Origin of the sequence: Thalassoglobus sp. JC818 (genome assembly GCF_040717535.1) — a bacterium.
In the GTDB taxonomy this organism is placed as follows: Bacteria; Planctomycetota; Planctomycetia; order Planctomycetales; family Planctomycetaceae; genus Thalassoglobus.
The window spans coordinates 572,325-598,588 of the sequence record NZ_JBFEFI010000001.1; the positions used below are offsets into that span (position 1 = coordinate 572,325).

Below are 26,264 nucleotides of genomic sequence, written 5' to 3' on the forward strand. Positions count from 1 at the left end.
TAGATTCTGAGACCAGTTAGTTGCTGTTGGTGCTCTCTTTCGAATGATGCTGTTCAAGGTGTTGCCTCAGCAGGTCTTTTCCGTAGTCGTTGCCGTTGGGCGTTCGAATGACCGCATGAATGTGATCTCGCGTCGGCTCAGATGTTCGAAACGGTGCAACGCGTCGTTGATGATCAAATTCAATCATGACGACCGGGCTTTGAATGCGGTAATAATAGACATCTTCGTCGCTGGTTCCTCCTACCCAGACAAACCGTGTGCGATCGAGATGCTCTTTCACTTCACTCATTTTTACGGCTGCATGTTCTGACCGCATGTTGCCGATGAACTCTTCAATGACAACTAGAAGAAGCTCCTTCTGCTCCGGTCGTAGCTCGGAGACCAAAAGCCCTTCTTCCGGAAGATCGATGTTGTCCTTGTAAGCTTCGCCAAGGTTGTTGTTGCCCGGTTTCGTTGACGAGACAACCGCTTTCGCCTTTTGATCGCTATCAAGAGACAAGACAAAATCGAGCCCTTTGTCCTGCGCAGCTTGCATCACTTCTGTTCCGGCGAATTTGCCGCTCGTTGCTCGAATCGGTTCGCTTCCCAGAAAGACTGGAGACATCACGACCTGATCGCCAAGCACAAAGTAATTGATCACCAGATGATGCCCGTCAACCTGCCATCCCCACGGTTCGCTTTCCGATGGATCGCCCATGATTGTGATCCAGTACAACCACTCCCCATATTCATCGTAATTGTCTGCAAGTTCCGCGAGTGTCCCGTTCAGCTTCATGATGTCTTTCGACAACTTCAATCCGCGTGCGCTGAGACTTGCCTTCATCAGACCGAACGCCAGATTCCGCTGCTGCTCAGACATTTCGTCGAAGCCAACGCCCTGACGTGGTGGAGAGTGGCGATTGTCCCACTTTCTCCATTCGAGATCGTCGACTGGAAATGTGGTTTTCTCACGTTGAGGTTCGCTTAGGCTCGCAAGAAATGCGTTGGCTGCTTCGACGACTGGAGCGGTTGTTACTCCCGTCGATTCAATTTCGAAGAGCCCAGGTTCGATGTCTCCTCCAATCGAAACGCCACGAAACGGTTGCCCCAGTGAATCATCACCTCTTCCACGACCACGCTGTTGTGCCAGACTGACGATGCTCAACAACAGGATCACACCGACCACTGTGAGCACTGAAAATTGACGAACGATGACCATTGGGAATCCCCGACGATTGATGAGATGATAACGATGCTCTCACTCAACCCGCAGATTTCAAACTGGCTACTGCGAAGTTCTTCATCGAGCAAAGAACGCGAGTGAGATGACAACTTCAACATACCCTCATTGATGAGAGTTCCACAAGGTATCAGATGAAGACTCACACCGCTCCAGCTTGAACTTGCAAGGCGATTCCCCTACGTTCAATTTGTGTGGGCATTACTTTTCTGTGACATGGACACTCGATGAAACACAACTTCCCGTGTTCTCAATTCGACCCATCGGTGGTCGTATCGAACCGGGAATGACCGACCAGTCGATTTCATCTTGTTGTCGAATCGTGTTGTCAAATCAGATCGGTGCTAGGCTCGCATACCAGTTGGGCCAAACGCCATTCTGCGAGCGGCTCTTCGCGTCTTGAATTCATCCCGACCTTCAAGTGCAGGAGAAGACCATGACGATACGCAACGGAATCTTCATCATCGACGTGGCAGCAATGAGCAGCGAAACACGTCGATTGATCTATCACGGAGAAGGAGCCATCTATCGGTTCTTTAACTCCACCGATCGTGCTTCACCGTTGCGGAAGAAGATTGAGATTCGAAACGCATACGACTCAGGTGCGCAAGCTGTTGATCAGATCTTGTACCCAACGATGTGTATCGACGTTGCCGTCGGTCCGACGACCGACCCGATGACGTTTCTGGAAGGAATCGAAGTCCTCGCAGAAAATCAAACAGCTGCCAATGAAGACATCAAAGGGATTTGGGAACTCGTCCGCGATACCGATGGAACGGTCTTAAATAACGACCGAAAATCCGGTCGTTTTAACTTTCCTCGATCGATCGCGGACAGCCACCTTCCCGTGATGCTTGCCGATCTCACATATTCCAGCGAAGACGCTATCTATCGAATCTTCAATACCGGAAAGCACACGTTCGAACTCTTCATCGCCGAGGACAAGAACAGAACAAATGAGGTGTTTTCAACGGACGTCTTCTCGCGACAAGCAATTGACATTACGGTTAATGACATAAACCACCGCAAGGTCTTCGTGACTCGAAAGGCGACTTTGCAGCCAATCAAAGGCATCTTTGAACTTGTACGATAGATGCCGCGAAAGGTGGTTGACCTTGTTACATCAATCACGGCAGTTGAAAAGAAAGACTCGTGAGATCAATACGTGATCTCACGAGTCTTTTCATTTTATCATCGATGATCAAGAGCGGGACTCCGTCCCCAAACACAACTCCGTTTGTTCTAAGCACTCTTCGGTTGCCAACAAACTCAAATGAACCAATCGACTGGCAACCAGTTGATTTAGAACACGTTCAAATCTGGCTTGCACTGACTCGCACGAGCAAACACAGCTCTTTGAGGAACAAGACCGCCCAAGCAAGTGCATCGGAAAGAGCAACTTGCTCTAGTCGCTGGAAGATGAAGAGGGTTTCGAGTCTGACTTCGACTCCGACTTGGCAGGCTCTTTTGATTTCTTATCTGCAGCCGCGTCTTTCTTGTAAGAGTCAGATCGATAGTCCGTCTGATAGAATCCGGACCCTTTGAAGATAATTCCTGCACCGGGACCGATCATTCGCTTCGCGGTGTTTCGTCCACATTCAGGGCACTTGCGTTTTGGCTTCGCTTTGATCGATTCAAACGCTTCCCAAGTATGATCGCAGCTACTGCATTGGTAATCGTATGTCGGCATTGATGAACTCGTAAAAAACTGTGTTTGACTCAATGGGTGTTTGAACGCTTCACATTCAATGTGCTCAGTGGTTGCTGTTGCAAACACTTCTCAAATTATTCGCCGGCTGGCTGCGAAGAGACAATCACTTTGCTCGGACGCAAAACGCGTTCGTGGAGCTTGTAGCCGCGCTCCAGTTCCTGAACGACCGTCATCGGAGGCACGCTGCCATCAGGTCTCTGTTGCAAAGCTTCATGAAAATTCGGATCGAACTGCTCACCCAAAGAAGCAATCGATTCCACTCCATGCCGCTTCAGAATTTCGTCAAACTGTTTGAGAACCATCTGCACGCCGGTTAACACATTCTCCGAGCTGTCATCGCTCCCAGCAGCATCGATTCCACGCTGCAGGTTGTCTAGGGCAGGCAGCAAGTCATAGAGAAGACCGTAGCTGGCGTATTTGCGTTCGTCGTCGCGCTCACGTGCGGTCCGCTTACGAAAGTTTTCCATTTCCGCAGCGAGGCGAAGAAACTGATCGCGAAACTCGTCTCGCTCGCGTTCTGCTTTGGCGAGAGGCGTTTCCACCACCTCTTCGACACTCTCGCTTGCGACCTCTTCCTCAGCTGAGGCTTGAGGTTGTTCCTCGAAGAGATCTTCGTCGTGGGTGCCTGGTGATTTGTCCTGTGACATGATCTGTATTGCTCTCCGAATTACGCTTCACCGCGATCATTCATTCGACCCGGCGAAATTATTCCATCGCTTAATTGTTTCGACGTTGCTGACCCTCGATTTCGTGATTGAAAACTTGAATCGCAAGCAAGTTCCCGTTCAATCACACCCGTATTGGTCACCTCTCGTTGAATGTTGCCTTAATCTCTAACTGGCCAACACATCAGGAAAACGCTGTTGTTCGTGATCGTTAGAAATGGTTCTAACAGTTGCAGTCTGGACGATTAAGTCCGTTGCTAGTCGTCTGCCCCGGTGACGAGGTCTTTGATTTTCTCAAACCAGGACTTCTGATGCGGATGCACATCAACGTGCTCGATCTCCGCAAGTTTCTCAATCAATTCACGATGTTCTTCGGTCAAACGTTTGGGTACGACGACTTTGATTTCGATGTGCATGTCACCGCGTGGACGACCGTTCGGGTCGGGCATGCCTTTGCCGCGTAACTTAAACATCTGCCCCGGCTGCGTTCCTGCAGGAATCACTAATGTGTCTTGGCCATCGATCAACGGCACAGTAATCCGGGCGCCCAAGGCTGCCTGCGAGTACGAGATTGGAATCTCACACAGCAAGTGCGGGCCTTCTCGGTGAAACAGGGGGTGCTCGTTGACACGAATTTCGATGTAAAGATCGCCACGAGGACCACCATTCGGTCCAGCTTCTCCTTCACCTCTGAGACAAAGATGTTGACCGGTGTCGATTCCAGCTGGAATCGTGACCGTGCGTGTGACCGTTTCATCTTCCTGACCGGACCCGTAGCAGACTTTACACTTGTGTCGAACGACGTTGCCACGACCGCGACAGGCAGGGCAGGTCGTCTGAAGTCGGAAGAAACCTTGCGACTGAACAACTTGTCCATGTCCACCACAATAGTCGCAAACTTCGGGATCGTAGCCTGGTTCGGAACCGCTTCCAGAACAATGTTCACATGCTTTGCGACGCGTTACTTCGATGTCGCGTTCGGCACCAGAAGCTGCGTCGACCAGGTCCAGCACAATGGAAGTTTTGAGATCTGAACCACGTTGAGGTCCACTGCGACGCCCGCTGCTGCGCCCTCCGAAGAGATCCCCGAATGCCTCGAAGATATCTGAAACGTCGTGGAAACCGCCCGCACTCCGCGCCCCAGCACCTTGCACGCCAGCGTGCCCGTACTGATCATACCGTCGGCGTTTATCATCATCGCTGAGTATGTCGTACGCCTCAGCAGCTTCCTTGAATCGCTCGGTCGCATCGTTGTCGTCAGGATTACGATCCGGGTGAAAACGGAGAGCGAGCTTCTTGTAGGCTTTCTTAATTTCTACAGTCGAAGCCGACCGAGTCACCTCGAGAACTTCGTAATAATCACGTTTGGTAGACATACTTCTGATTGGTCTGATGGCTCACGATGTGAGAGTTTTCGTCGACTGCATTCTTTCGATTACAGACTGGGCGACAAGACGAATTACTAAGTGTTCGGTGAGAAGACTCCATCGATAGGATCTCAGAACACTTGGCTGTTCAGTCGCCTCTCATCTCTTCGTGAAACGTCTCCTCAAGGTCAATCACCGTGCCAGACGTCCGACAAGGCCTTCTACAAAAACGAGCCACCGGAGGCCCGGTGGCTCGCGTCGCTCTATGGAGCCAGTTGATATTCGCCGGACAAGACCTGAAGCGAAATCAAACCAACTCTAACGGACAGCTCCCTCGACGTGAGGAGCTTTGTCGTCACCGTCTTCGTTTCGAGTCACCAAAACCTGAGTTGTGAGCATCAGTCCAGAAATGGACGATGCGTACCGAAGGGCACTCTTCACAACTTTGGCCGGGTCAATCACGCCAGCTTTGTACATCTCGACGTACTTCCCAGTGGCAGCATTGTACCCCATGGTTGGTTCTTCGAGATTCTTGACTTCGTCAGCGATGACTGAACCGTCAACGCCGCAGTTCGAAGCAATCTGGCGAATTGGGGCTTCCAGAGCACGAGTGACAATCTCGACTCCGATTTTCTCGTCCCCTTTGGCTTTGACATCGCCGACTGCGGAAATCGCACGCAACAATGCCACACCACCTCCAGGCAGAATTCCTTCTTCAACGGCCGCACGTGTCGCATGCAATGCGTCTTCCATACGTGCTTTGGTTTGCTTCATTTCTGCTTCGGTTGCTGCACCGACAGAAATGATCGCCACGCCGCCGGTCATCTTCGCGAGACGTTCCTGAAACTTTTCGCGATCGTAGTCGCTGTCAGTTTCTTCGATGTGACGCTTGATCTGGCCAACACGCTTTTGGATGTCGTCTTGTGATCCAGCTCCATCGATGATGGTGCAGGAGTCTTTGTCGACTTCGATCTTCGCTGCGCGACCGAGTTGCTCGAGCTCAACGCTTTCGAGCTTCAATCCCAGATCTTCTGAGATCAGAGTTGCTCCGGTCAGGACAGCCATGTCGCCGAGCATTGCTTTGCGGCGATCGCCGAATCCGGGAGCTTTCACTGCACAGACCGGCAAAATGCCTCGCAACCGGTTCACAACCAGTGCTGTCAAAGCTTCTCCGTCAACGTCTTCAGCAACGACGAGAAGAGGCTTTCCGGTCTGCGAGATCTTTTCCAGAAGCGGAATGAAATCACGCAGATTGGAGATTTTCTTTTCGTGCAACAGGATGTAGCAATCTTCGAGGATTGCTTTCATCTGCGATGCGTCTGTCACGAAGTAGGGAGAAATGTATCCCTTGTCGAACTGCATTCCTTCGGCGAGTTCGAGAGTAGTGCTGCTCGACTTGCCTTCTTCGACAGTGATCACACCATCTCGACCGACTTTTTCCATCGCGTCCGCGATCAGTTTCCCGATCTCGGAATCGTTGTTCGCGGAAATCGCACCAACGTGCTCAATTTCCTTTTTGTCGGTGACTGGGCGAGCCATTTCTTCGAGGAAGGAAATCGCGGCGTTAACCGCTTTTTCGATCCCTTTACGAACCACTGTGGGGTTCGCACCGAGAGAAATGCTTCGCAGCCCCTCGTTGTAGATCGCACGTGCCAGGACGGTAGCTGTTGTCGTTCCGTCTCCGGCGTTGTCACTGGTTTTGGTCGCAACTTCGTTGACCAGTTTGGCACCCATGTGCTCGTATGGGTCTTCCAATTCGACTTCTTTCGAAACCGTCACGCCATCTTTCGTCACGACGGGATTTCCAAAGCTCTTGTCGATGATCACATTGCGACCAGTCGGTCCCATTGTCACGGCGACCGCGTCAGCGAGAGTGTTCACTCCACGCTGCAGCTTCAATCGAGCACGGTCTTCAAAAAGTAATTGCTTGGCCACCTAGAGACTCCTCGTTGAGGTCAGATGACATTAACTGTCACGAATGAATGAATAGAAATCGGTGAAACCAGGAGACCTGACCCCGGTCTCACCGCATCGTTAGTACCTCAGGGAACTAACCAACGATCTTGGCCAGAATATCCCCTTCACGAAGAATCTTGATCTCTTCGCCATCAACTTCGATTTCGGTTCCGCCGTATTTTCCGAAGAGAACTTCGTCGCCAACGACGACACCGACTGCAGAACGTTCGCCACTGTCAAGGAGTCGTCCTGGACCAACAGCCACGACTTTACCACGTTGTGGTTTTTCTTTTGCAGAATCTGGAAGAACAATTCCCCCAGCTGTCATCTCTTCAGCGTCCAATGGTTTGACCACGACGCGATCATCAAGTGGGTTGAGCGTCATCTATGAAACTCCGTAATTCATTCTTGATGTTTGAAATAAAACCGGGCATCCCGGAACGTAAACGATTTAAGAACACGACAAACAAACGGTGAGGCGAACTCAAACACTGAGAACAGTACGAATCGCTGATCCATCGTTTGTTTGAAAATGCCGAGCCTCCCAGTGTCACTGGTCGACGAGGGCGAATCTTCTGAAACGACATCAGAGATGCTTTAGAATCCGCCCATTCCAGGCATTCCACCCATCCCAGGCATTCCTCCGCCCATGCCGCCCATTCCTCCCATGCCACCCATATCGTGGTGATCATCGTGAGAATGGTCGTCCGACTCTTCGACAGGTTCATCAACCACAATCGAATCAGTCGTCATCAACAAAGCAGCTACGCTGGAACCGTTCTGAAGAGCGGAACGCACAACTTTGGTTGGGTCGACAACACCGAAGTCAAACATGTCGCCGTATTTTTCATTCAGAGCGTCGTAACCGAAGTTCGAGTCTGAATTCTTCGAAATCGTGTTCGCAACGACAGCCCCATCAAGACCGGCGTTTTCAGCGATCTTACGGAGTGGCATGCTCAACACGTTTTGAATGATCTGAACACCAAGAGCTTCGTCGCCTTTGGCTTTGACCTTTTTCAGTGCGTCAGCAGCACGCAGCAGAGCGACACCACCACCAGGGACGATTCCCTCTTCGATCGCAGCTCGCGTTGCAGCCAGTGCGTCGTCGATGAGGTCTTTTCGCTCTTTCATTTCGGTTTCAGTTGCCGCACCAACATTGACCTGTGCGACACCACCAGCGAGCTTCGCCAGTCGTTCCTGAAGTTTTTCGCGATCGTAATCGCTGTCGGTCGTTTCGATTTCCGCTCGGATCTGAGCAGCACGTCCTTCGACGTCTTTCTTCGCACCACCACCTTGAATCACAGTGGTGTTGTCGGAAGAGACGCGAATTTTCTTAGCTGTTCCCAACTCCGCCAGCTTCACGGTGTCGAGTTTTTCGCCGAGATCTTTGAAGAACGCTTTTCCGCCGGTCAGGATCGCGAGGTCCTGCATCATCGCTTTGCGTCGATCGCCATAGCCAGGAGCTTTGACCGCACAGACAGAGACGATTCCGCGGAGCTTGTTGACAACCAACGTCGCCAAAGCTTCGCCTTCGATGTCTTCGGCAATGATCAGCAGCGGCTTGCCAGCTTTGGAAACCTGTTCCAGCACTGGAACGAGATCGCGGGCGTTACTGATTTTTTCTTCGTGAATCAGGATGTAGCAGTTATCGAGAGCAACTTCCTGATCGTCTTCGTCGGTGACGAAATGAGGAGAGAGGAAACCTCGCTCAAACTGCATTCCTTCGACGAGCTCAACACTCGTCTCCATGCCACGACCTTCTTCGACAGTGATGACACCGTCTTTACCCACTTTGAGGAGGGCATCGGCAAGAATTTTGCCGATTTCTTTGTCGTTGTTACCAGCGATGGTCGCGACAGTTTCGATTGCTTTCTTGTCGGTTGCGTCGACAGGCTTGGCAATCTTCTGAAGATGTTCGACAACTGCATCGACAGCCTTCTGAATTCCTCGCTGCATCGCCACTGGTGCGGCACCTGAAGCGATGAATTTCAGGCCTTCGCGGTAAACCGCTTCAGCGATCACTGTTGCTGTCGTGGTTCCGTCTCCAGCGACATCGCCTGTCTTCGACGCTGCCTCTTTAACCAACTGAACCCCGCAGTTTTCGAACTTGTCTTCGAGTTCGATGTCTTCAGCGACGGTGACACCATCTTTTGTCACCTTGGGGGACCCCCAACCTTTGTCCAGAACGGCGTTGCGTCCACGGGGACCCAGTGTACTCGCGACAGCGCGAGCTAACTTGGATACTCCTGCCAGCAATTGCTTGCGTGCGTCTTCGTCAAAGCTCAATAATTTGGCCACGGCTGCTCCTCATCCAGCTTGCAGATGCCAGTGTTGACCACAAATTCCACAGACAATTCGTACGACTGCCTGTTTTGACACTCAAAATGTAGTTCCCCACCCTGAATGCAACCACTGTGCCAAGCACGTCGAATTAGACACATCCCCCATCTGTAAAACAACTTAGCGGCCATCAACCATAGTCTGCCAACTTGACAAACTGCCTTCCTGGCAGACGCTCTCACCAGTCGGACTCGACACATTTTGTCCATGTCCGGACTTCGAACGAAAACTGGACAGAACTTCCAATTCCGTTTCCGAGTCCACGTTTCATTTGTCGACAGACTGCTATGATCAACACTTCAACATCAATCCTCGACGACTATTGACGAAGACTTCTCCTGATGCAGATGACTCCGGAACTCGAAAACAGCCGTTTCATGAAGGCCGCACGCTGCGAGCCGACCGATTGTACCCCTGTTTGGATCATGCGCCAGGCGGGTCGATATCTGCCTGAGTACATGGAAGTTCGCTCGAAGACAACGTTCATCGAACTCTGCAAGACTCCGGAACTCGCAGCGGAAGTGACTTTGTCAGCTCAGGCTGCGCTGGGGGTCGATGCGGCAATCCTGTTTGCGGACCTCCTGCCAATCCTGCAGCCTATGGGCTTCGACCTCGAATACGTCAAAGGAGAGGGCCCAGTCATCCACAACCCGATCCTCGAGTCAAAGGAAGTGGAACGGGTCCGCTCCGTCGAAGACGTGCAAGTGCTGGGTTATGTCTTCGACGCTGTGAAACTGATCCGCAAGCAGTTGCCGTCCACCATCCCACTGCTCGGATTCGCAGGTGCCCCATTCACTCTTGCTTCTTACGCGATCGAAGGAGGCGGGTCGAAGAATTACATCCGCACCAAGACAATCATGTACAACGATCCGGGTGCCTGGACCGCATTAATGAATCGACTCGTCGATTCGCTCGCAGATTACCTGAACGCTCAAATCGAAGCAGGTTGCCAAGCAGTTCAAGTCTTCGATAGCTGGGCCGGTTGTCTGAGCCCGTCCGACTATCGGCAATACGTTCTCCCACACACGCAGCGACTGATTGCCGCAGTCAATCCTGCCGTTCCGGTCATCAACTTTCTCACCGGAAACCCCGCGCTCGTCCCCGATCAGGTCTCGGCCGGAGGACAGGTGATTGGGATCGACTGGCGAATCGACCTGGCAGCTGCCCGAGAAATTGTCGGCCAGTCCCGAGCAATTCAGGGCAATCTCGATCCTGCCTCACTCTACACAGAATTGCCCACGTTGGAGAAACGAGCGAAAGAAGTCCTCGACGCCAACGCAGGACATCCCGGCCACATCTTTAACCTCGGCCATGGTGTCCACCCGGACATGAATCCTGACAATGTGAAAGCGCTGGTCAGAATGGTTCACGAACTGAGTGCCCGATAGAGCCAATACCCGATCGAAATTGGCTGCGCTGGGAAGTCTCCAGCTCAGACAACCAACGCCGCATAAAGGTCATCGAACGACGACACTTCCACCAGCGGAAGCAGTGTTCACTTTGACGACTTTCTGTGACGCTGGTTCAGGCTTCACGATGGCGATCTGAAAGAGAATCGGCTCCAGCTTGGCAGACGTTTCCCAGTTGAGTTCGACTGGATCGATGAAGATCGCCTTCGGAAATCTCTCCCGAACCTCCGCCTCGTAGCTTCCGCGAATTTGCTTCGGCTGCCAGACGATCACTCCGCCGTTTTCTTTCAAGTATTGATCCGAAGCCCAAGGGCTGATCGAAGGGTCAAGATTTGCAAAGACAGTAGCCCGCTGACTTCCCGAAACGGCCACATTCGCAGCATCCCACCATGGTCCGCCAACAACTTTCGGCGGCTCGCCGACCTCCGCCTCGTACGCATCACGAGCCACGGTCGCCAACGCTTTTCCAGGAAAGTGAACGCGTGAGCCATGATCACGAAAATGCGGCACAATCAGATCTCGCCCGAGCAGGGCCACAATGGCCAACCCGCCAGCCAAAACACAGCGACGACAAACCTTGCGGAACTCCACAAGCGATCCCTGAATCTGAACGGAACTCAACAGAGCCAATCCCGTGAACGTCCAGATTTTGGCTCCCCACATCGAGCGTACATCGCCTCCGGTCAACATCGTGACAGCCATCACCAGCAGGACCGGCCCGAGTCCAAACCACAACACGAAGTCACGCTGAAAGCTTGCCTTCTCCGTCAAGTTTGTACGCTTCTTCCACCACAAGCCAGTAATCGGAATGGAGAGGAGCAACAGCGGAACGATGGCCCCAATCTGTGAAATCAGAAATTCGAGTGGCTCCAGTAAATGCGAAATGAGCGTGGTTTCTCCGTCGTCCGATCGCCTGAGCAAGTAGTCGATCGTCGGAAAGTCGTTCTGGATGAGCCAGTAAATATGAGGAGCAAAACAGAGAGCAGAAGTGGCAAGCAGCACAACAGGTCCGGCGGTTTTCCAAGCCTCTCGTCCTCGAGGATGAACGACTGAGAAGGCGAGCATTATGATCGCGAACAAGGCTGTGTCGTATTTACTCAGCATCCCGCAACCGATGGCCACACCGGCAAGGGCCCAGTAGTGCAGCCGCTCTCGGGTCATTGCGAAATAAACGAACGCGACCGCAGCCGCGCAGAACCCTCTGGATGTAACGTTATTGTTGAATTCTGTTGTCGTGAAGTTGTAGTAGTAGCAGGATTCAAGGAGCAGAACGGCCAGGAGTGCGAACCGATTTCCGCCGATGTCGCGACCAATCATAAAAACTGCCCAGAAGCAGGCAGCTGTCGAGATCTGTGCCAGTACGTAAGTAGGCCAAACAGTATTGCCGCCCAACCACGAGGCTGATTCGGCGAGCCAGGCAGGCAGAGGAGGGTGCTTGTAGTAACCGAGTTCCCACTCGTGCCCCCAGTAAATCATCTCGATGGCATCGAGCGTCCCGTTGGGCTGAGTCAGGCTGGGAACGATGATCCAGGCGAGACAATGCCCGATCAAGAACAGCCAGAAAAACAATGCTGCCTGACGATCAGTTGGCCACACCGCCGTGACCGCGGCATCCTGATTCGCGATCAATTCAACTGGTTTCCTCATCCGTCTTAATCTCTTTTCTCATCAGGCCACTGAGGTGACACAGCCATTTTTGCGGAGAATCGCGCATCGAAAGAGAGCTGCTGAAATGCGCGATTTCCTGAAGCTATTCGTGACATCCTCTTGATGTCAGCCATCGGCTCCGACCGGGAATTTTGCGGATTCTAGCAGAATTACAAAAATCACCGGAAGACGAAGATTTCCGGATGAGGTCACAGAAAAATCCTCGCCAATAAGCGTGTGAAAGCACGTTCTCAGCGTGGACGGAGTGCCGTCGTTTTCCTCCTTTACTGAGAATTCACATTCGCCGCTATTCTCTGTGAATCGTGATCGTATTCGACCGCGAACATTGAATCGATTTCTCGATGGAGAGCAACGATGCAGGCAACCCTCACCTCGTTTGCCAATTTGATTGTGCTGACGCTTGGCTACTGGTTGCTGGAACTGACAATTCATCAGGAAGCATTGACGAAGTTTCTCGACTGGGCTGGAGTGCAAGCTACGAGACTGAAAACACTCTTGATCGTCGCCCCGCTGATTGTTCTCTCTCCGGTTTGGACGTGGGCGAACGTACCCGAGTTTCAGACCATTCGATTCGCTGCCATTTTTGTCTCCGCGTTCCTCACCTGGAAAGCGACAACGAAAGACATCGATCCCGTCTTCGGCGATTCGCAGTCGCTCGAACGATTTGCCCTTTTTGCGGCTGTGATCGGAATCTGGTGGAGCCCGGCGTGCGTGTTGATCGCCGCATTCCTGCTGACGACTCCCTTCGCACTTTGGGAACATCACTCGACTCTGCCGATGCGGGTGCTGCTTGCAATCTCAGCTTTTCTCTTCACTGCATGGGGTGCTTCGCTTTTTGCGACGCCAATCTTGTCGGACTCTTCCATCCTTTGGTTCTTTGTTCTGACGATTCAGATCTCTCACTATCTGATCACTGCCCTGGCGAAAATTTGGCTGGGTCCGAAATGGTACTCCTGGGCGCTGGACAATCGACTTCACCATCTGGCAGCGACGTCGTACAGCTGGGGTTGGGGAAGGTTTCTTCCCTGGAGCACGTGGAGTCGAGGAATTCGTTTCCTGAGAGTCGCTGAGAAACCGATGCAAATCGGAGCATTCGCGATCGAGTTACTCTCTCCACTGGCTCTGCTTCATCCACTCCTTGGGATTGGCTTTTGCCTGGGTTGGAGTGCATTTCATCTGGGCGTATTTGCGGTTTCTGGACTTCTGTTCTGGGACTGGATTCTGACCGATCTCGCCATCGCTGCGGCACTCGTCATGCTCCCCGAAGCAGTGACTGCTCAGATCTTCAGCCCGTTCAGTGTTTTCATCAGTCTGATCTTCATGGCCCTGCTTCCTCTACGTCACAAACTCTGGAAGCCGATGCCGCTCGGATGGTGGGACACTCCATTCACGCAGCGAATGCACTGGGTTGCCATCGGGGAGAGCGGGACTCGCTACGGAATCTACAACAACTTTATGTGCCCGAATGAACGGTTGTATGGCAAGGTCCATGCATGTTTTCTCGCGCCGGTGGCAGGGATGACTTACCACCTGGGCGAGGTCTGGAAACACGACCTTCGTGACGCACTTCGAGCAGCGGGCCCGGACCTCGAAAAGCTCAACCAGGTCCGCGAGCGATATGGTGTGCTTCCTCGCAGCCCAGAGTTGGAAACCAATCACCTGAACTATCTGCGGAAGTTTTTTCACGCAGTCAATCAGGGTCAACGCAAGCGAGTCTTGCCAAGCTGGCTGAGTTGGCTGAAAGCACCCGGCGATCAAGTTTTCTATTGGGGTGAGTTGCCTGCGTTTACTGGGCAGGAGAAAGTTCGTCAGGTGTCGCTTCATTATCGGGAGGAATATTTCGACGGTCAGCGCCTCTGTCGAATTCTGGACGAGTGTGTTGTCAAACTCGACATCGATTCCTCAGCCGAAACGCTCGCCTGCCAACCTGAACCGTCACCAAAACAAATTGACGATTTACTGCTCGGTTTGGCGAATGGAAAGATCATCGATCTTCCGAATTTTGGCGACGGATATGTTCACGGCAACGATGGGCATCCTCGAGTTGGCAACTCCACGATTGAACACGCTCAGCCGCAGAATTCATCTGGCTGAAGCAAGGCGAAATCGGGGCTGAAAATATTTCCAGAATCTGATTGCCGGACTGACTTGGACTTGTTATCTCTTTCCACTGCGAAACAAGAAGTTTTGCAATTGATCTCCCCAAGCTGACGAGCACGGAATGCACTCAACTCAGGGAATCACGAAGAGACTTTTCACGCTCGCCATCATTCCAATGATTGACCGGAATGATGGAGGAAGCTGCGTCGTTTGAACATCGCAGGCAGTGACCAGGTGATTCTTCGTGAGAAGATTCTGCATTCGCCTTTCGGGAAAGGAAACCCGCCCATGCTCGTGCTGTCCAGACGTGTTGATCAGGAGATTGTTTTTCCCAACACAGGAATCTCTCTTAAGCTTCTCCAAGTTCGCGGCCAGGTCATCAAGATCGGAATTCAGGCTCCGGACGACGTTCGTATCCTTCGTAAAGAGGTTTGCTCAGACGAACAATTGATCGAACTCGCTGGCGGAACACTCACTGCCGTCAGTAAGCACCAGGTTCGAAATCGCCTCAACGCCGTCAACCTGGGAATTCACCTCTTCCAGAAACAGATTGAAGCTGGTCTGACGCAAGCTGCGCAGGCGACCTTTCACCGACTGACAACAGAGATCGCGAACCTCGATTCGATTTGTGGAGAGTCGAAGCCGGAATCCGCTGCGGTCCAATCACCAGTCAAAGGCCGCAAGTTGCTCGTCGTTGACGACGACGCCAACGAGCGCGAAATGCTCTCTGCGATTCTAAGACTCTACGGATTCAACGTGATCGACGCGGGAGATGGTCGAGAGGCGCTGAAGCAAATGCACGAACACTCTGACCTCGACGGTGTTCTGCTCGACATCCGAATGCCAAATTGCGACGGACTCGAAACGTTGCACCACATCCGCGACGACAAACAACTCGCTCAACTCAAAGTCTACGCGATGACGGGAATCTCGGAGGACGAGCAAGAGATTGCCCCGCGGTCGAACGGTTTTGATGGCTGGTTCGCCAAGCCACTCGATCCCGATCGAGTCATCGCAACAGTCAAAGGTGGATTTACACAGGGATCGCGGGCCTCAAAAGCGTAGTCAAAATCACTTGTACTCCTGCCGATGACCGAGTTCTGTGAGAGAAGGAATTCACTCTTTCAACTGAGAAGAGTCGGATCGAGTTGTTCATGAATCGATCCGAAGAGCGCTCAGAGAGTGATTCCGTAGACCACTCACGAAGATGATGGGTCGACCGGCGGGAGCATTGACTGATTTCAGTAACAGAGCATTAGGCTCTCAGTTTCATTTCCAGGGTTCTGTGGGAAGAATGATTTGTCCCTGAAGACAGCTTTTCAGACTGCCGACCTGACAGGCGGTGGGCACGATGCAGGTTCGCGGTTCGTGGAACACATGCGCCGCTACAGCATTGCTCTGTTTAGCACGCTGACTGCAACCTGGATTCGAATGGAACTCGATCCGATTCTCGAATCGAAAGTTCCATTCGGTCTCTTTTTCGTTTCCTCACTCCTGACAGCCTGGCTGGCCGGCACCGGGCCTGCCATTCTCGCGGCCGTTCTGAGTCTGCTGTCGGCAGCACACTTCATTATTCCGCCGCACGACAGCTTGCTGCTGATTCATGCGTCAGATCTGGTCTCACTCTGGATCTACCTGGGAGTGACTATCGCGGCCATCATGATTTTCAATCAGTTGTCCGTTCAACGCAGAATCTCGGAAAACAGCGCGAAGGAGAACGCCCGACTCAACGATGGCTTGATGGAAGCAGACCGTCGAAAGGATGAGTTTTTGGCAATGCTTGCGCATGAGCTAAGAAACCCTCTCACTCCGATTCAAACGGCGCTCGACATTCTCGAAGATGGTCCAAAGTCGAGACAGCAATCCCACGCTCTGCACACGATTCGTCGGCAACTTGGTCAAACGATCCGGCTCGTGAACGACCTGCTCGATGCTTCGCGTTATGTCCACGGGAAGCTGCGCGTGCAACTCGCTCCGATTAACCTCGTGGACGCGGTGGAGATGGCGATCGAAATGTCCAGTTCCGTGATCCAGGAACGCGGACATCAATTTCGTGCGAGTCTGCCAACGACACCGGTGATGATCAACGGCGACCTCGCGCGAATGTCGCAGTCGATTTCGAACCTGCTGCACAATGCCGCGAAGTTCACTCCTGTGAAAGGCCACATTCGACTGGCAGTTTCCTCGGAAAATGGGTTTGCGTCAGTTTGCGTGGAAGACGACGGAATCGGGATTCCTCAGGAACTCGAAAGTGATATTTTTGAGTTGTTTAGACAGGTCAACTCCTCCCGCTCCCGCCGCGAAGGAGGGCTTGGCATTGGTCTTTCGCTCGTACGTCACATCATCGCAGCCCATCAAGGGACAGTCGAGATGGTCAGCGACGGCTTAGGGCAGGGGACTCGTTTCGTGCTTCGAATTCCATGCTTGAAACAGGAAAAATCAGAGACTGCACCGCATTCGAAAGACCATACCTTGTCGGGCGGAAGCGATTCTTTAGCCACATCGCACAAGGCGCTGAGCAAGCCAGAATTCAAGAGTTCGCAGGAAGCCCCCAGGCGCAAACTTTCGAAAACGAGCAATTCGACGAGAGTCGCTTCGTCGAACCGGCGCATTCTCATCGTCGACGACAACGTCGATTCTGCCGAGATGCTGAAGCTGTTACTATCGATGGAGGGGTACGATGTCATCACAGCTAACAACGGAATCGATGGCATTCAGCTTGCTGAGGTGAACATCCCCGATGTGATACTGCTCGACATTGGCCTGCCTGGAATGGACGGTTTCGAAGTCGCACGAATTCTTCGGCGGCAGCCTGAAATGAACGACGTTCGAATCATTGCAGTCAGCGGATGGGACGGGAACGAATACCGAGATCTTTCGCGGGAAGTGGGCATCGACCATCACGTCGCGAAACCATTTCTCCCGAATGATCTCATCAAGTTAATCGAAGCTCCAAGCTCTGAGAAATCCGGAAAGGCAGTGACTTTGAATGAATAGCTACTGCGTGATCAATTTCGTTTGAGCACGATCGACGGATAGCTATTCTCGCTGATCGTCATCGTCGTCCGAAGCATCCTGCAAATCCTGATCACTTGAATGTCTCAAAACTGCTTCACGATGTGCTTCATCGCCGCGTCTTCCAAGTGTTCGCTGATCGAGATCCGAAACACTTTCGACTCGTCCATACAGAATCAAGGTGTCGTTGGCATGGACTTCCGTGGCTCCGTTGGGCGTTCCCACGAATTTTCCATCTTTCCCACGTCGAATTCCCAACACGAGAACACCTTCGTTGGGAAGCCGCAGTTCAGCAAGCTTCTTTCCAGCAACCCAGTCCTTGGAATTGACGAGCAATTCACTCACAGCGAATCCGCCTTCGAGTTGTAGAATTGCGGCGTAGTTGCGTCGCGGCAAGTCTCCCCATCGCCGGAGGATTTTGGAGATCAATCGATTGAGATGCCTCTCGATATAGCGATTTCTTGCGATCAGCCAGAGTGTGATCAACCCAGCCGCAAGAAAAATCAGCCGCAACCACCAGTATTGAGATTCTGATGTCTGCAGAAACGAAACCATCAGCGTCGCAACCACCGCGCCGATTCCGAGATTCCCCAACAACATCAGAAGCATGACGATGCGTCGACGGATCGGGTGATTGACAATCTCTTCCGCTTCACGGGCTGGGAAGCCTACTCCGGTAAATGCTGATCGCGACTGAAACCGGGCGACCTCTTTTGAAAGTCCCGTGAGCATCAAGGCCATCGCCGCGACTCGGGTCACCAAAAGCGACAACGTTAAGACGATGAGGAGTGACGAAATCGCAGCCAAAGGTACCTCTCTGAACGACTGAACTCAGCGCAGCACAAATTCATCGGAGGCGCATTTCCGAATGAGTGCTCGAAGTCTCTTCGAAGATCATACTCGAAAAATCGCTTTTTCCAGTTCATGCATCGTCAACATGATCTGAATGCAGTGCGACTCGGTTGCCTTCGGTGTCGAGAATAATGGCTCGCAAGCCGTGAGGTCCAATTGAATGGACTTCCTCGAGAACTTCACCTCCGTAGTTGGCCACACACTCAATAGCGTCATTGATTCGTCCGTGAACGTTGAGATAAATCAGCGGTCCCTTGGCAGGAGTGATCTCTTCACTTTGAATCACGAGACACCCTCCGTTGCCGTCTTCGTGATCGATGACACCAAATCGGGTGCCGTTGAATTCTTCAATGGCCACTCCAACTGCCAGCACGTGTCGATAAAACTCCGCTGCCCGATCGAGGTCTTCGACAGGCAGATCAAACCAGACGAGACGGTTCTTCTCACGATTAAAATTGCCCATTGACGTCTCCAGAAACGGAAGTGGAAAGGGTCATCATGCGACATGACGAACAGTCAGATCATCTCCCCAGATGGTAACGTTCGCGACTTCGATCATCGAACGATTGGTCAATTCGAGTCGGTAATTCATGCAATCTTCGCGAGATTGAACACAAAGTTATCGAATTGCTCGAGTGATCTCAGTTCTTCTCAATCCATGTGAGATCGTCCCAGTGGCCGGTGTCGTTTTTCTGCGGAGCACCGGGCGTCGATCGTCCGTTTTCAACGATCTCCGTAATGGCAGACGTCAGGCGACTGACGATTTCGGGATGCTTGTCCAAGACGTCGTGTTTCTCACCCGGATCTTGACTGATGTTGTAGAGCTCACTCTTCTGCTTGCCATGGGGAAGAATCAACTTCCAGTCGCCGTCGCGGATTGCAAATCCACCTCCAGATGAGTGATGAATCATCGGCACTCGGGTGTGCTCTGCATCCTTTCCAAGCAGCACCGGCAGGAAGCTTTGGCTGTCTTCACCCGCTCGGTCCGGTAACGGAACGTCAAGTAGATCGGCCATCGTGGCGAGTAAATCAGTCTGACAGATCGTCGCGTCCGTGAGTTGTCCTGGAAGGACTCGTTTGGGCCACCGCATGACGAATGGGACTCGGTGCCCCCCTTCATAAATCGAACGCTTGCCTTCGCGGAACGGTCCGTTGCTTGCATGTCCGAAACGCTTCAGTCGTTCCTTCCATGTGTTCTCCGGACCGTTGTCACTCGTGACGACCACAATGGTATTTTCTGCAAGTTGCAGCTCATCGAGGACATCCAGCAGTCGACCGATATGCCAGTCGGTCTCCATCATGAAGTCGCCGTACTCACCCGCATCACTTTTGCCCTGGAACTGCGGCAAGGTAATGACCGGCTTGTGGGGAGAAGTGAACGGAAGATAGAGGAAGAACGGGGCGGCCTGTCGACTTCCGTGCACCGACTTTCGGACTTCTTCAATCGCTCGATCGGTGAATCGCGTTAAACATTCGCTGTCAATGAAGTCGGGAGCCACTTCCATCAAATTGGGAGCAGGGGAGCTCTCGTAAGGCGGCATGATTCGATAGTCCGCAATGGCTCGATCGTTGGGCTTTTTCTTCGTGAACTGCGTGGGCGGGACACTTGCATGACGTCCATCAAACCACGCCAGGACGCCGTAGTTCATCGAAGCAGGAATACCGAAAAACGTCTCGAACCCCTTATCGAGCGGCATGTCGCGGACCGGCTGACTCCAATCTCGCGAGTCGGGATTCTTCTTAGTCGGTTCATCACCGGGAAAATCCATCCCCAGATGCCACTTCCCGACCATGATGGTTCGATAACCCTGGCTCGACAACATCGATGCCAACGTCATGCGGTCATCTGCGATCAGCCCTTCTCGCTCAGCTCCGAAGACACCGCTTTTCAGAGTTGTCCGCCAGCTGTAACGCCCGGTGAGTAGTCCGTAACGGGAAGGAGTGCAGACTGTGTCGGAGCAATGAGCATCGGTGAAGAGGATTCCCTCGCGAGCCAATCGATCGAGACTTGGAGTTTGAAACCGGCTGTCCGGGTTCAAAGCACTCATGTCTCCGTAACCCTGATCATCCGTGTAAATCAAAATAACATTTGGCTTCTCAGCTCCTGCACAAAATGAATGTCCACTCAAAGCAACGCAAACAACGACGGAAGCCATCCCCCAACCGGTGGCCATTCGATTCCCTGAGTTCATCAATTGCGCTCCAGATAGTCTTGATATATACGTTCGACGTCGACTGTTTGATCTGATTTCACTGCGTAAACAAACACTGCATACCGCAAGCGGAATTCTTCTTCGGGCATAACGACAATTCGGCTACGTTCGCCCTGTTTCATTGCTTCTCGACCGAAGAGGTTTGCGGTCATCAACCCGTAGTCACGAGCATGCATCCAACTCGATCGCAAGTTGTCGCGATGACAAAAGATCGCAAAGCCGACTTTGTCGTTTTCAATCACGCGACTCAATTCACACCACTCGGCCGGCTGGCCCCAAATTGCCTTCGCTGACTCTAATCCGCGAGAACTCTTCATTCGGCCACCAGCGTTTTCCGCGAGTTGCGTCGCTGCGCGCACTCCCAAGCCCATCTCCTCCTGATCTCCGAATGAGAACTCACGATCACTCGTGAAGATCGAATCGAACTCGAAGAGATAGCCGCTGTCCTTGACGATCACGCGCAACGAGAATTCTTCTTCACACAGAACCTCACCATCCTTCGAGAGATACAGTTTGCGTTCACGCAGCGTCTCGGGCTCGTCTTCGTGTTGTGGATTCGCCAGAAACTCCACATGCTGAATTGTGGCTTTGTTTCTCCAGAAGTCCGATCCGCTCAAATCACCGAAAGCCAACCAGATCCCCGGATGCATCGTCGCATGGTCAGTGGCATCAACGTCCGGTATTGGAGGATGACGACGCGTTACCTGAAATTGAGTGGGCGCCTTCACATCGCACAGATAGGGTCGGGGAATCTCTTGGTCCTTGAACACATATCTCGCGATCTCGTTCGCTCCAGCACGAATGACGACATCGGAATCACGAAACTTCAGAGTCGCGGCTGCGTCCTGTCCGTCTACTGAGGTTGAAAGGAGAATCATCCCCAATCCCAGCAGCAGAACAGTTATCGAGAGATCGCGACACTTCGAGACGTTCGTCTCTGGTTGATCAATCAAGAGATGCCCTTTGATTGAGCTTTTCAACATAGGCATAGTAAGCGCCGTAGACAGTTCCATCAGGAGCTTCGAACAGTGCTGTCATCTGTTTCTTTCCAGCAGGAATCTGCACTTCGAAGACAACTTCTTCGGCATCCGCGTCGACCGACTTCTCTTCGACCAGATCACCGATTTTTAATGTTGCCCGCACCGGCTGAATCGACTTACCGGGAGTTGTTCTGAAAGCTTTCGTCCCTGGGACTGGATCTCCCGGAGGAAGTTCGGCGTTAAGCGCAGCTTGAGTCTCTTCTGGCCAGCGACGCAGACGAATTCGATAGAGTCCATCTTCGAGAACGTTCACATTCCAGAATCCTGTATTTGCATCACCGTTCAAAGCACTTCGAATATGAGCTTGGTTCCACGGAGTTGAACCAGTCGTGATCCAGTCGTGTGATGTCAATCGGGCTGGATTGTCACGCGGATCTCCCAGATGAATGGCTGCATTCTGACTGAACGAAGGAAGCAGGTCAGCCCACCACTCTTCGTAAAAGTCCCTGAGCCGCGCGACCACTTCCGGATGTCCGGATGCAACGTCCGACTCTTGTCCGGGATCCTGTTGAATGTCGTATAGTTCTTTGCCATTGATTAGACGCCACTGGTTTGTCATCACCGAGCTTTGCCGCCACTTGATCGGGTCTTTCACTCGCTGTGAATCGGTCACCAGAATACGATCCGGCCAATCGTTGGCGTTGTTGTTCAGTAGAGAAACAATGCTTTGGCCGTCGAACTTCACCGACTCAGGCGGAGTCAAACCGCAGAGCTCGATGAGAGTTGGAATCACATCGACGTGAGCCGTGATCGGTTTCACATCCCGGCCACCTGTCAGGTCTCCTTCCGGCCAGTAGATAAAGAACGGAACACGATGACCTCCGTCGTACGGGCTGCCTTTCCCGGCTCGCATTCCCGAGTTGTGCAGCTTCCATCCCGATGACGAACCATTGTCTGTTGTGAAAATGAAGATCGTGTTTTCGGTCAGATTTTTCTCATCCAGAAATGATCTTAGGCGATCCACGTTGTAGTCGATATTGGCGATCATTCCGAAAAAGTTCTCGAGGCCGACATCGTTCAGACCGGCGTAGGGAGCACTGTATTCTTCCGGAGAATGCATCGGTCCATGCGGAGCGTTGGTGGCGATGTAAGCGAGAAATGGTCGTCCCGCTGAGCTCTCCTCATCAATGAAGTCCATGGCTGCTTCAAAGAAAACATCGGTGCAAAAACCTTCGGCAGGTTCAACTTCTCCGTTGTGCCAATAGCTTCCGTCGAAGTAAGCGTTGTCCCAGTAATCGGGAGTCTGACCGACACCGCCGCCGCCGTGGCGCAAGACCTCTGTGTAACCACGATCTTCAGGACGGTACGGGGCATTGTCGCCGAGATGCCACTTCCCGAACATTCCGGTCGCGTATCCGTTGTCTTTGAAGATCTGGCCCATCGTGACTTCGTTTTCGCGAAGCATCGATCGCCCCATAATTGTATGCCACACGCCTGTGCGATTCGTCCAGTGTCCGGTCAGCAGGGCTGAGCGTGTTGGAGAGCACGTGGGCGAAACGTGATAGTCCGTCAGTCGGACACTCTCTTCAAACAGCTCATCGATTGCAGGAGTCTTAAGCACGGGATTTCCGTGGCAGGAAAGATCTCCATAGCCCTGATCATCGGTGATCACCAGCACGACATTTGGCTGATCTGCGGCGAAGACGCTGTGCGCCGAACAATTCGCCAGAACAATGAGAAGACAACATAACCCGTGACCTCGCATCGCAATTGCTCACTTTCTTTCGAGAGACTCATTCCTCAGGAAGTTCCGGGAGTTTTCACGTTCGCATCGGCTCAACGTCCAAACTCCATTAGAAACGCCAGTGCATCAACATATCTTGATCCACTTTGAACTGCCAGCTTCTCCATCGATCCAACATCTCTTTCATGACATTCCGAATTAAGGCGATCAAACGAAGCAATGCTTGACGCTGACACCCTGAAAGCGACAGGATATGTAAAGGTCTAAGATTCACCGCCCGCAAGAGTCTTCTGATCTCCCACCACCACGGACTTCCTTTCTTACCATTGAGGACAATCTCACCATGTTGAACCCACGTACCTCACGTCGGAAATTCATCCAAGCCACAACAGCTGGTGCCGCTGCCATCGCCAGTTCGGTGTGGACTGGAGCAAAAGCACAGGAATCAAGTTCCCCCAACGAAAAGCTCAACATCGCCTGCATCGGAACAGCCAACCGGGCTGCCAACGATATTCAGGGAGTCCAAGGCGAAAACATTGTGGCTCTCGTCGATGTCGACGAGAACTACTTGAAACGCAAACTCGAAGAGTTTCCAAACGCCCGCACTTATCACGACTATCGTGAGATGCTCGATCAGGAGAAGGGCAAGATCGACGCAGTCGTGATCGGGACCACCGATCATCATCATGCTCCAGCGACAATCCGTGCGATTCGCCAAGGGCTGCACGTCTACTGCGAGAAACCGCTGACCCACACCGTTCAGGAAGCTCGCATTATCGCCGAAGCAGCCAAAGAGCACGGTGTTGTCACTCAAATGGGAACGCAGATTCACGCGGGCGACAACTATCGACGTGTCGTCGAGATCGTTCAATCCGGAGCCATCGGTGACGTGACCGACGTTCACGTGTGGGTCGGCAAAGGCTGGGGCGGAGGAGATCGACCAGAAAATGGCACCGAACCGCCAGCCCATCTGCATTGGGATCTGTGGCTCGGACCAGCCCCTGAACGTCCCTACGCCGCCGGTCGATATCATCCTGCTCAGTGGCGTCGCTGGTGGGACTTCGGACAAGGAACCCTCGGCGATATGGGATGTCACTACATGGACCTCCCATTCTGGGCCCTCAAACTACGACACCCCACAAGCTGTGTTGCGAAAGGCCCAAAAGTCCATGAGGAAACCTGTCCTCTCGGCTTGAGCGTCGAATACCAATTCCCAGCTCGTGAAGATCTCGCAGCCTGTAAATTGACGTGGTACGACGGAGATCAAACTCCGCGAGAAGTCGCTGGCGAACGTGTTCCCGGAAGCGGCGTGATGTTCATCGGCAGCGAAGGAAAACTGTTCGCCGATTACAACAACTACCGACTGTTCCCGAAAGAGAAGTTCGCAGACTTCCAGCCTCCAACTCCGTGGATCGAACCTTCGATCGGGCACCACGCAGAATGGATCAAAGCCTGCAAAGACGGCGGCCAACCACTCTGCAACTTTGACTATGCCGGAGCACTCACGGAAACCGTTCTGCTCGGCAACGTGGCTTATCGAACTGGTCAGAAGCTCGAATGGGATGCTGCGAAGTTGAAAGCAACCAATACCGACGCAGCCGATCAGTATATCTCGAAGCAATATCGCGAAGGCTGGGAAGTTGCCTGACATTTCGTCACGGTCACTTAGAACGTGACTCGATAAAGGAAAATCGCCGTCGATCAGTTTTTGATCGACGGCGATTTTTTCGTTGACGCTTCAATTCAAACTTTTTGGAACACACAAGGTCAGCGCGTCTGCGAATCGTTTCCGACACTTGCTTTCAGGCTGACTAACTGTATTCCCGAGTCTTATTGTCCCTCGATGTATTTGAGTTGAATGGAGACATCCGGGAGTTTCTTCTGAAGTTCTTCGACACCGGCCTCGGTCACGGCAGTCCGCGTCACCTTCAAGTCTTTGAGGGCTTTCAAAGTTTCCAACTCCTGAATTCCGGCATCCGTCACCGATGTCGATCCGAGGTGTAAAAACTCCAGGTCAGACATGTCCTTCAGGCTTGGAATCCCGGCATCGGTCAGTTGAGTGTTGTCGAGGTTCAACCACTTCATTTTGTTCAACCCAGCGAGGTGAGCCGCACCTGCGTCACTCATCGCAACTCGCCACAAGTTGAGTCGCTCAAGGTCACCCATGTTCGCCAGTGCAGACAAATCGTTGTCGAACATTGAGCTGTTCTCACTCAGGTCGAGATCGGTCAGCGGCAGGTCCTGAACGTGAGTCAATCCCGCACCAGTCACTTGTGACAATTTCGAAATCCGCAGCTTCTTAAGCTTTGGAAACTGCTGAACCTGCTTGAGGTCTTCGTCACCGACGAGCGTCCCGGCGAGGTAGAGTTCTTCGAGGTTTTCGAGACCGTTCAACTTTGCGAGTCCATCGCCGCTGACCCACAGGAAATCGAGTAGGAGGGCTTTCAAGTTTGTCAGTTGCCCGACAGATTCCATGCCTTCATCGTCGACTGTGGTCGCTCCCGATTTCCCGGAAAGTCGAAGCGCGCGGAGTTCTTTGAGACCGACAAGGTGAGCGAGTCCATCGTTGCTGATGGCACAGTCACGCAAGTCCAGATTTCTCAACGTCTCAATCTTCCCGAGAGTTTCGAGTCCCGCATCGGTGATTTCGGTTTCATTCAATAGAACCGATTGCAAACCGCTCAAGCGAGGCAGAATCAGAAGATACTCGTCGTTGATCTTTTTGCCGCGATAATCAACTTCGGTCACCACTCCGTCGCTGTTGACTTTGACATTGGCAGCAGCGCGTCGAATCGCCTGGACCATGTTTTCATCATCCCCGCCGACACTTGGCGGAGGGGCAGGGGAGGCGCTCGGCGGCGGATTCTCAACCGCAGGTTCCACGGTCGGCTTGGCAGTCGTGTCTTCCGGTGGATTTTCCCCGACGCATCCTGAAACGAAGCCCCACGCTCCGCATGCCATCAACAATAGAAATGTTTTTCTCATCAGTGTCAGTTCTCATTCCAAATAGTAGCAGTTGGTCGAT

20 protein-coding genes are annotated in these 26,264 nt (G+C 52.6%); 6 read left to right on the forward strand and 14 right to left on the reverse strand.

Going from position 1 to position 26,264, the window contains the following annotated elements; all coding sequences use genetic code 11:
* Positions 1-16 precede the first annotated feature (16 nt).
* Positions 17-1,198 (reverse strand): DUF3500 domain-containing protein, encoded by a 1,182-nt coding sequence (locus AB1L42_RS01990; RefSeq protein WP_367050610.1) that lies wholly within the window; start codon positions 1,196-1,198, stop codon positions 17-19.
* Between the two features lie 457 nt (positions 1,199-1,655).
* On the opposite strand from AB1L42_RS01990, the gene AB1L42_RS01995 reads away from it, so the two are divergent.
* Positions 1,656-2,312: a hypothetical protein gene (locus tag AB1L42_RS01995; protein ID WP_367050612.1), complete on the forward strand. Its 657-nt coding sequence runs from the start codon at positions 1,656-1,658 to the stop codon at positions 2,310-2,312.
* Positions 2,313-2,624: 312 nt separating this feature from the next.
* On the opposite strand, the gene AB1L42_RS02000 is transcribed toward AB1L42_RS01995, so the two are convergent.
* From AB1L42_RS02000 to groL (AB1L42_RS02025), 6 genes are all read right to left on the reverse strand, one after another.
* Entirely contained in the window at positions 2,625-2,909 is a 285-nt protein-coding gene (locus AB1L42_RS02000; protein ID WP_367050614.1) for a zinc ribbon domain-containing protein, read from the reverse strand.
* A 95-nt stretch (positions 2,910-3,004) separates the two neighbouring features.
* The gene (grpE, locus tag AB1L42_RS02005; RefSeq protein ID WP_367050616.1) at positions 3,005-3,577 is read right to left on the reverse strand and encodes a nucleotide exchange factor GrpE; all 573 of its coding nucleotides are present in this window, start codon (positions 3,575-3,577) and stop codon (positions 3,005-3,007) included.
* A gap of 275 nt (positions 3,578-3,852) precedes the next feature.
* Positions 3,853-4,971: a molecular chaperone DnaJ gene (dnaJ, locus tag AB1L42_RS02010; protein WP_367050618.1), complete on the reverse strand. Its 1,119-nt coding sequence runs from the start codon at positions 4,969-4,971 to the stop codon at positions 3,853-3,855.
* Between the two features lie 309 nt (positions 4,972-5,280).
* The gene (gene groL, locus AB1L42_RS02015; RefSeq protein WP_367050620.1) at positions 5,281-6,897 is read right to left on the reverse strand and encodes a chaperonin GroEL; all 1,617 of its coding nucleotides are present in this window, start codon (positions 6,895-6,897) and stop codon (positions 5,281-5,283) included.
* Between the two features lie 115 nt (positions 6,898-7,012).
* Positions 7,013-7,303 carry a co-chaperone GroES gene (gene groES / locus AB1L42_RS02020; protein ID WP_367050622.1) on the reverse strand — a complete coding sequence of 97 codons (291 nt, stop codon included), beginning with the start codon at positions 7,301-7,303 and terminating at the stop codon, positions 7,013-7,015.
* Between the two features lie 212 nt (positions 7,304-7,515).
* Positions 7,516-9,216, reverse strand: a complete 1,701-nt coding sequence (gene groL / locus AB1L42_RS02025; protein ID WP_367050624.1) for a chaperonin GroEL — start codon at positions 9,214-9,216, stop codon at positions 7,516-7,518.
* Positions 9,217-9,599: 383 nt separating this feature from the next.
* On the opposite strand from groL (AB1L42_RS02025), the gene hemE reads away from it, so the two are divergent.
* Complete coding sequence (gene hemE / locus AB1L42_RS02030; RefSeq protein ID WP_367050626.1) at positions 9,600-10,646, forward strand: uroporphyrinogen decarboxylase; 1,047 nt, start codon at positions 9,600-9,602, stop codon at positions 10,644-10,646.
* A gap of 69 nt (positions 10,647-10,715) precedes the next feature.
* Here hemE and AB1L42_RS02035 read toward each other — a convergent pair whose 3' ends face one another.
* Positions 10,716-12,314: a glycosyltransferase family 39 protein gene (locus AB1L42_RS02035; RefSeq protein ID WP_367050628.1), complete on the reverse strand. Its 1,599-nt coding sequence runs from the start codon at positions 12,312-12,314 to the stop codon at positions 10,716-10,718.
* Between the two features lie 375 nt (positions 12,315-12,689).
* On the opposite strand from AB1L42_RS02035, the gene AB1L42_RS02040 reads away from it, so the two are divergent.
* From AB1L42_RS02040 to AB1L42_RS02050, 3 genes are all read left to right on the forward strand, one after another.
* Complete coding sequence (locus AB1L42_RS02040; RefSeq protein ID WP_367050630.1) at positions 12,690-14,429, forward strand: hypothetical protein; 1,740 nt, start codon at positions 12,690-12,692, stop codon at positions 14,427-14,429.
* 294 nt (positions 14,430-14,723) lie between these two features.
* On the forward strand, positions 14,724-15,500 hold the full coding sequence (locus AB1L42_RS02045; protein ID WP_367050632.1) for a response regulator: 777 nt from the start codon (positions 14,724-14,726) through the stop codon (positions 15,498-15,500).
* A 234-nt stretch (positions 15,501-15,734) separates the two neighbouring features.
* Positions 15,735-17,432, forward strand: a complete 1,698-nt coding sequence (locus AB1L42_RS02050) for an ATP-binding protein (RefSeq protein ID WP_367050634.1) — start codon at positions 15,735-15,737, stop codon at positions 17,430-17,432.
* A gap of 42 nt (positions 17,433-17,474) precedes the next feature.
* Here AB1L42_RS02050 and AB1L42_RS02055 read toward each other — a convergent pair whose 3' ends face one another.
* The 5 genes from AB1L42_RS02055 to AB1L42_RS02075 form a co-directional block, all read right to left on the reverse strand.
* A complete protein-coding gene (locus tag AB1L42_RS02055) occupies positions 17,475-18,257 on the reverse strand; it encodes a TrkA C-terminal domain-containing protein (protein WP_367050636.1) in 783 nt (260 codons plus the stop codon).
* 115 nt (positions 18,258-18,372) lie between these two features.
* Positions 18,373-18,765 carry a VOC family protein gene (locus tag AB1L42_RS02060; protein WP_367050638.1) on the reverse strand — a complete coding sequence of 131 codons (393 nt, stop codon included), beginning with the start codon at positions 18,763-18,765 and terminating at the stop codon, positions 18,373-18,375.
* 178 nt (positions 18,766-18,943) lie between these two features.
* A complete protein-coding gene (locus AB1L42_RS02065; RefSeq protein ID WP_367050640.1) occupies positions 18,944-20,494 on the reverse strand; it encodes an arylsulfatase in 1,551 nt (516 codons plus the stop codon).
* Positions 20,494-21,468 (reverse strand): DUF6807 family protein, encoded by a 975-nt coding sequence (locus AB1L42_RS02070; RefSeq protein WP_367050642.1) that lies wholly within the window; start codon positions 21,466-21,468, stop codon positions 20,494-20,496. Before AB1L42_RS02070 ends, AB1L42_RS02065 begins: the two co-directional genes overlap by 1 nt.
* Complete coding sequence (locus AB1L42_RS02075; protein WP_367050644.1) at positions 21,461-23,260, reverse strand: arylsulfatase; 1,800 nt, start codon at positions 23,258-23,260, stop codon at positions 21,461-21,463. Before AB1L42_RS02075 ends, AB1L42_RS02070 begins: the two co-directional genes overlap by 8 nt.
* A 322-nt stretch (positions 23,261-23,582) precedes the next feature.
* On the opposite strand from AB1L42_RS02075, the gene AB1L42_RS02080 reads away from it, so the two are divergent.
* Positions 23,583-24,887, forward strand: a complete 1,305-nt coding sequence (locus tag AB1L42_RS02080; protein ID WP_367050646.1) for a Gfo/Idh/MocA family oxidoreductase — start codon at positions 23,583-23,585, stop codon at positions 24,885-24,887.
* Between the two features lie 182 nt (positions 24,888-25,069).
* On the opposite strand, the gene AB1L42_RS02085 is transcribed toward AB1L42_RS02080, so the two are convergent.
* Positions 25,070-26,224, reverse strand: a complete 1,155-nt coding sequence (locus AB1L42_RS02085; protein ID WP_367050648.1) for a hypothetical protein — start codon at positions 26,222-26,224, stop codon at positions 25,070-25,072.
* Positions 26,225-26,264: the final 40 nt, after the last annotated feature.

Coding starts and splice junctions, on each gene's coding strand:
- AB1L42_RS02035 (WP_367050628.1), bottom strand. CDS start 12,314: ATGAGGAAACCAGTTGAATTGATCGCGAATCAGGATGCCGCGGTCACG.
- grpE (WP_367050616.1), bottom strand. CDS start 3,577: ATGTCACAGGACAAATCACCAGGCACCCACGACGAAGATCTCTTCGAG.
- AB1L42_RS02060 (WP_367050638.1), bottom strand. CDS start 18,765: ATGGGCAATTTTAATCGTGAGAAGAACCGTCTCGTCTGGTTTGATCTG.
- AB1L42_RS02065 (WP_367050640.1), bottom strand. CDS start 20,494: ATGAACTCAGGGAATCGAATGGCCACCGGTTGGGGGATGGCTTCCGTC.
- AB1L42_RS02085 (WP_367050648.1), bottom strand. CDS start 26,224: ATGAGAAAAACATTTCTATTGTTGATGGCATGCGGAGCGTGGGGCTTC.
- groES (WP_367050622.1), bottom strand. CDS start 7,303: ATGACGCTCAACCCACTTGATGATCGCGTCGTGGTCAAACCATTGGAC.
- AB1L42_RS02000 (WP_367050614.1), bottom strand. CDS start 2,909: ATGCCGACATACGATTACCAATGCAGTAGCTGCGATCATACTTGGGAA.
- AB1L42_RS02075 (WP_367050644.1), bottom strand. CDS start 23,260: ATGCGAGGTCACGGGTTATGTTGTCTTCTCATTGTTCTGGCGAATTGT.
- AB1L42_RS02080 (WP_367050646.1), top strand. CDS start 23,583: ATGTTGAACCCACGTACCTCACGTCGGAAATTCATCCAAGCCACAACA.
- AB1L42_RS01995 (WP_367050612.1), top strand. CDS start 1,656: ATGACGATACGCAACGGAATCTTCATCATCGACGTGGCAGCAATGAGC.
- hemE (WP_367050626.1), top strand. CDS start 9,600: ATGCAGATGACTCCGGAACTCGAAAACAGCCGTTTCATGAAGGCCGCA.
- AB1L42_RS01990 (WP_367050610.1), bottom strand. CDS start 1,198: ATGGTCATCGTTCGTCAATTTTCAGTGCTCACAGTGGTCGGTGTGATC.
- AB1L42_RS02040 (WP_367050630.1), top strand. CDS start 12,690: ATGCAGGCAACCCTCACCTCGTTTGCCAATTTGATTGTGCTGACGCTT.
- dnaJ (WP_367050618.1), bottom strand. CDS start 4,971: ATGTCTACCAAACGTGATTATTACGAAGTTCTCGAGGTGACTCGGTCG.
- AB1L42_RS02045 (WP_367050632.1), top strand. CDS start 14,724: ATGCTCGTGCTGTCCAGACGTGTTGATCAGGAGATTGTTTTTCCCAAC.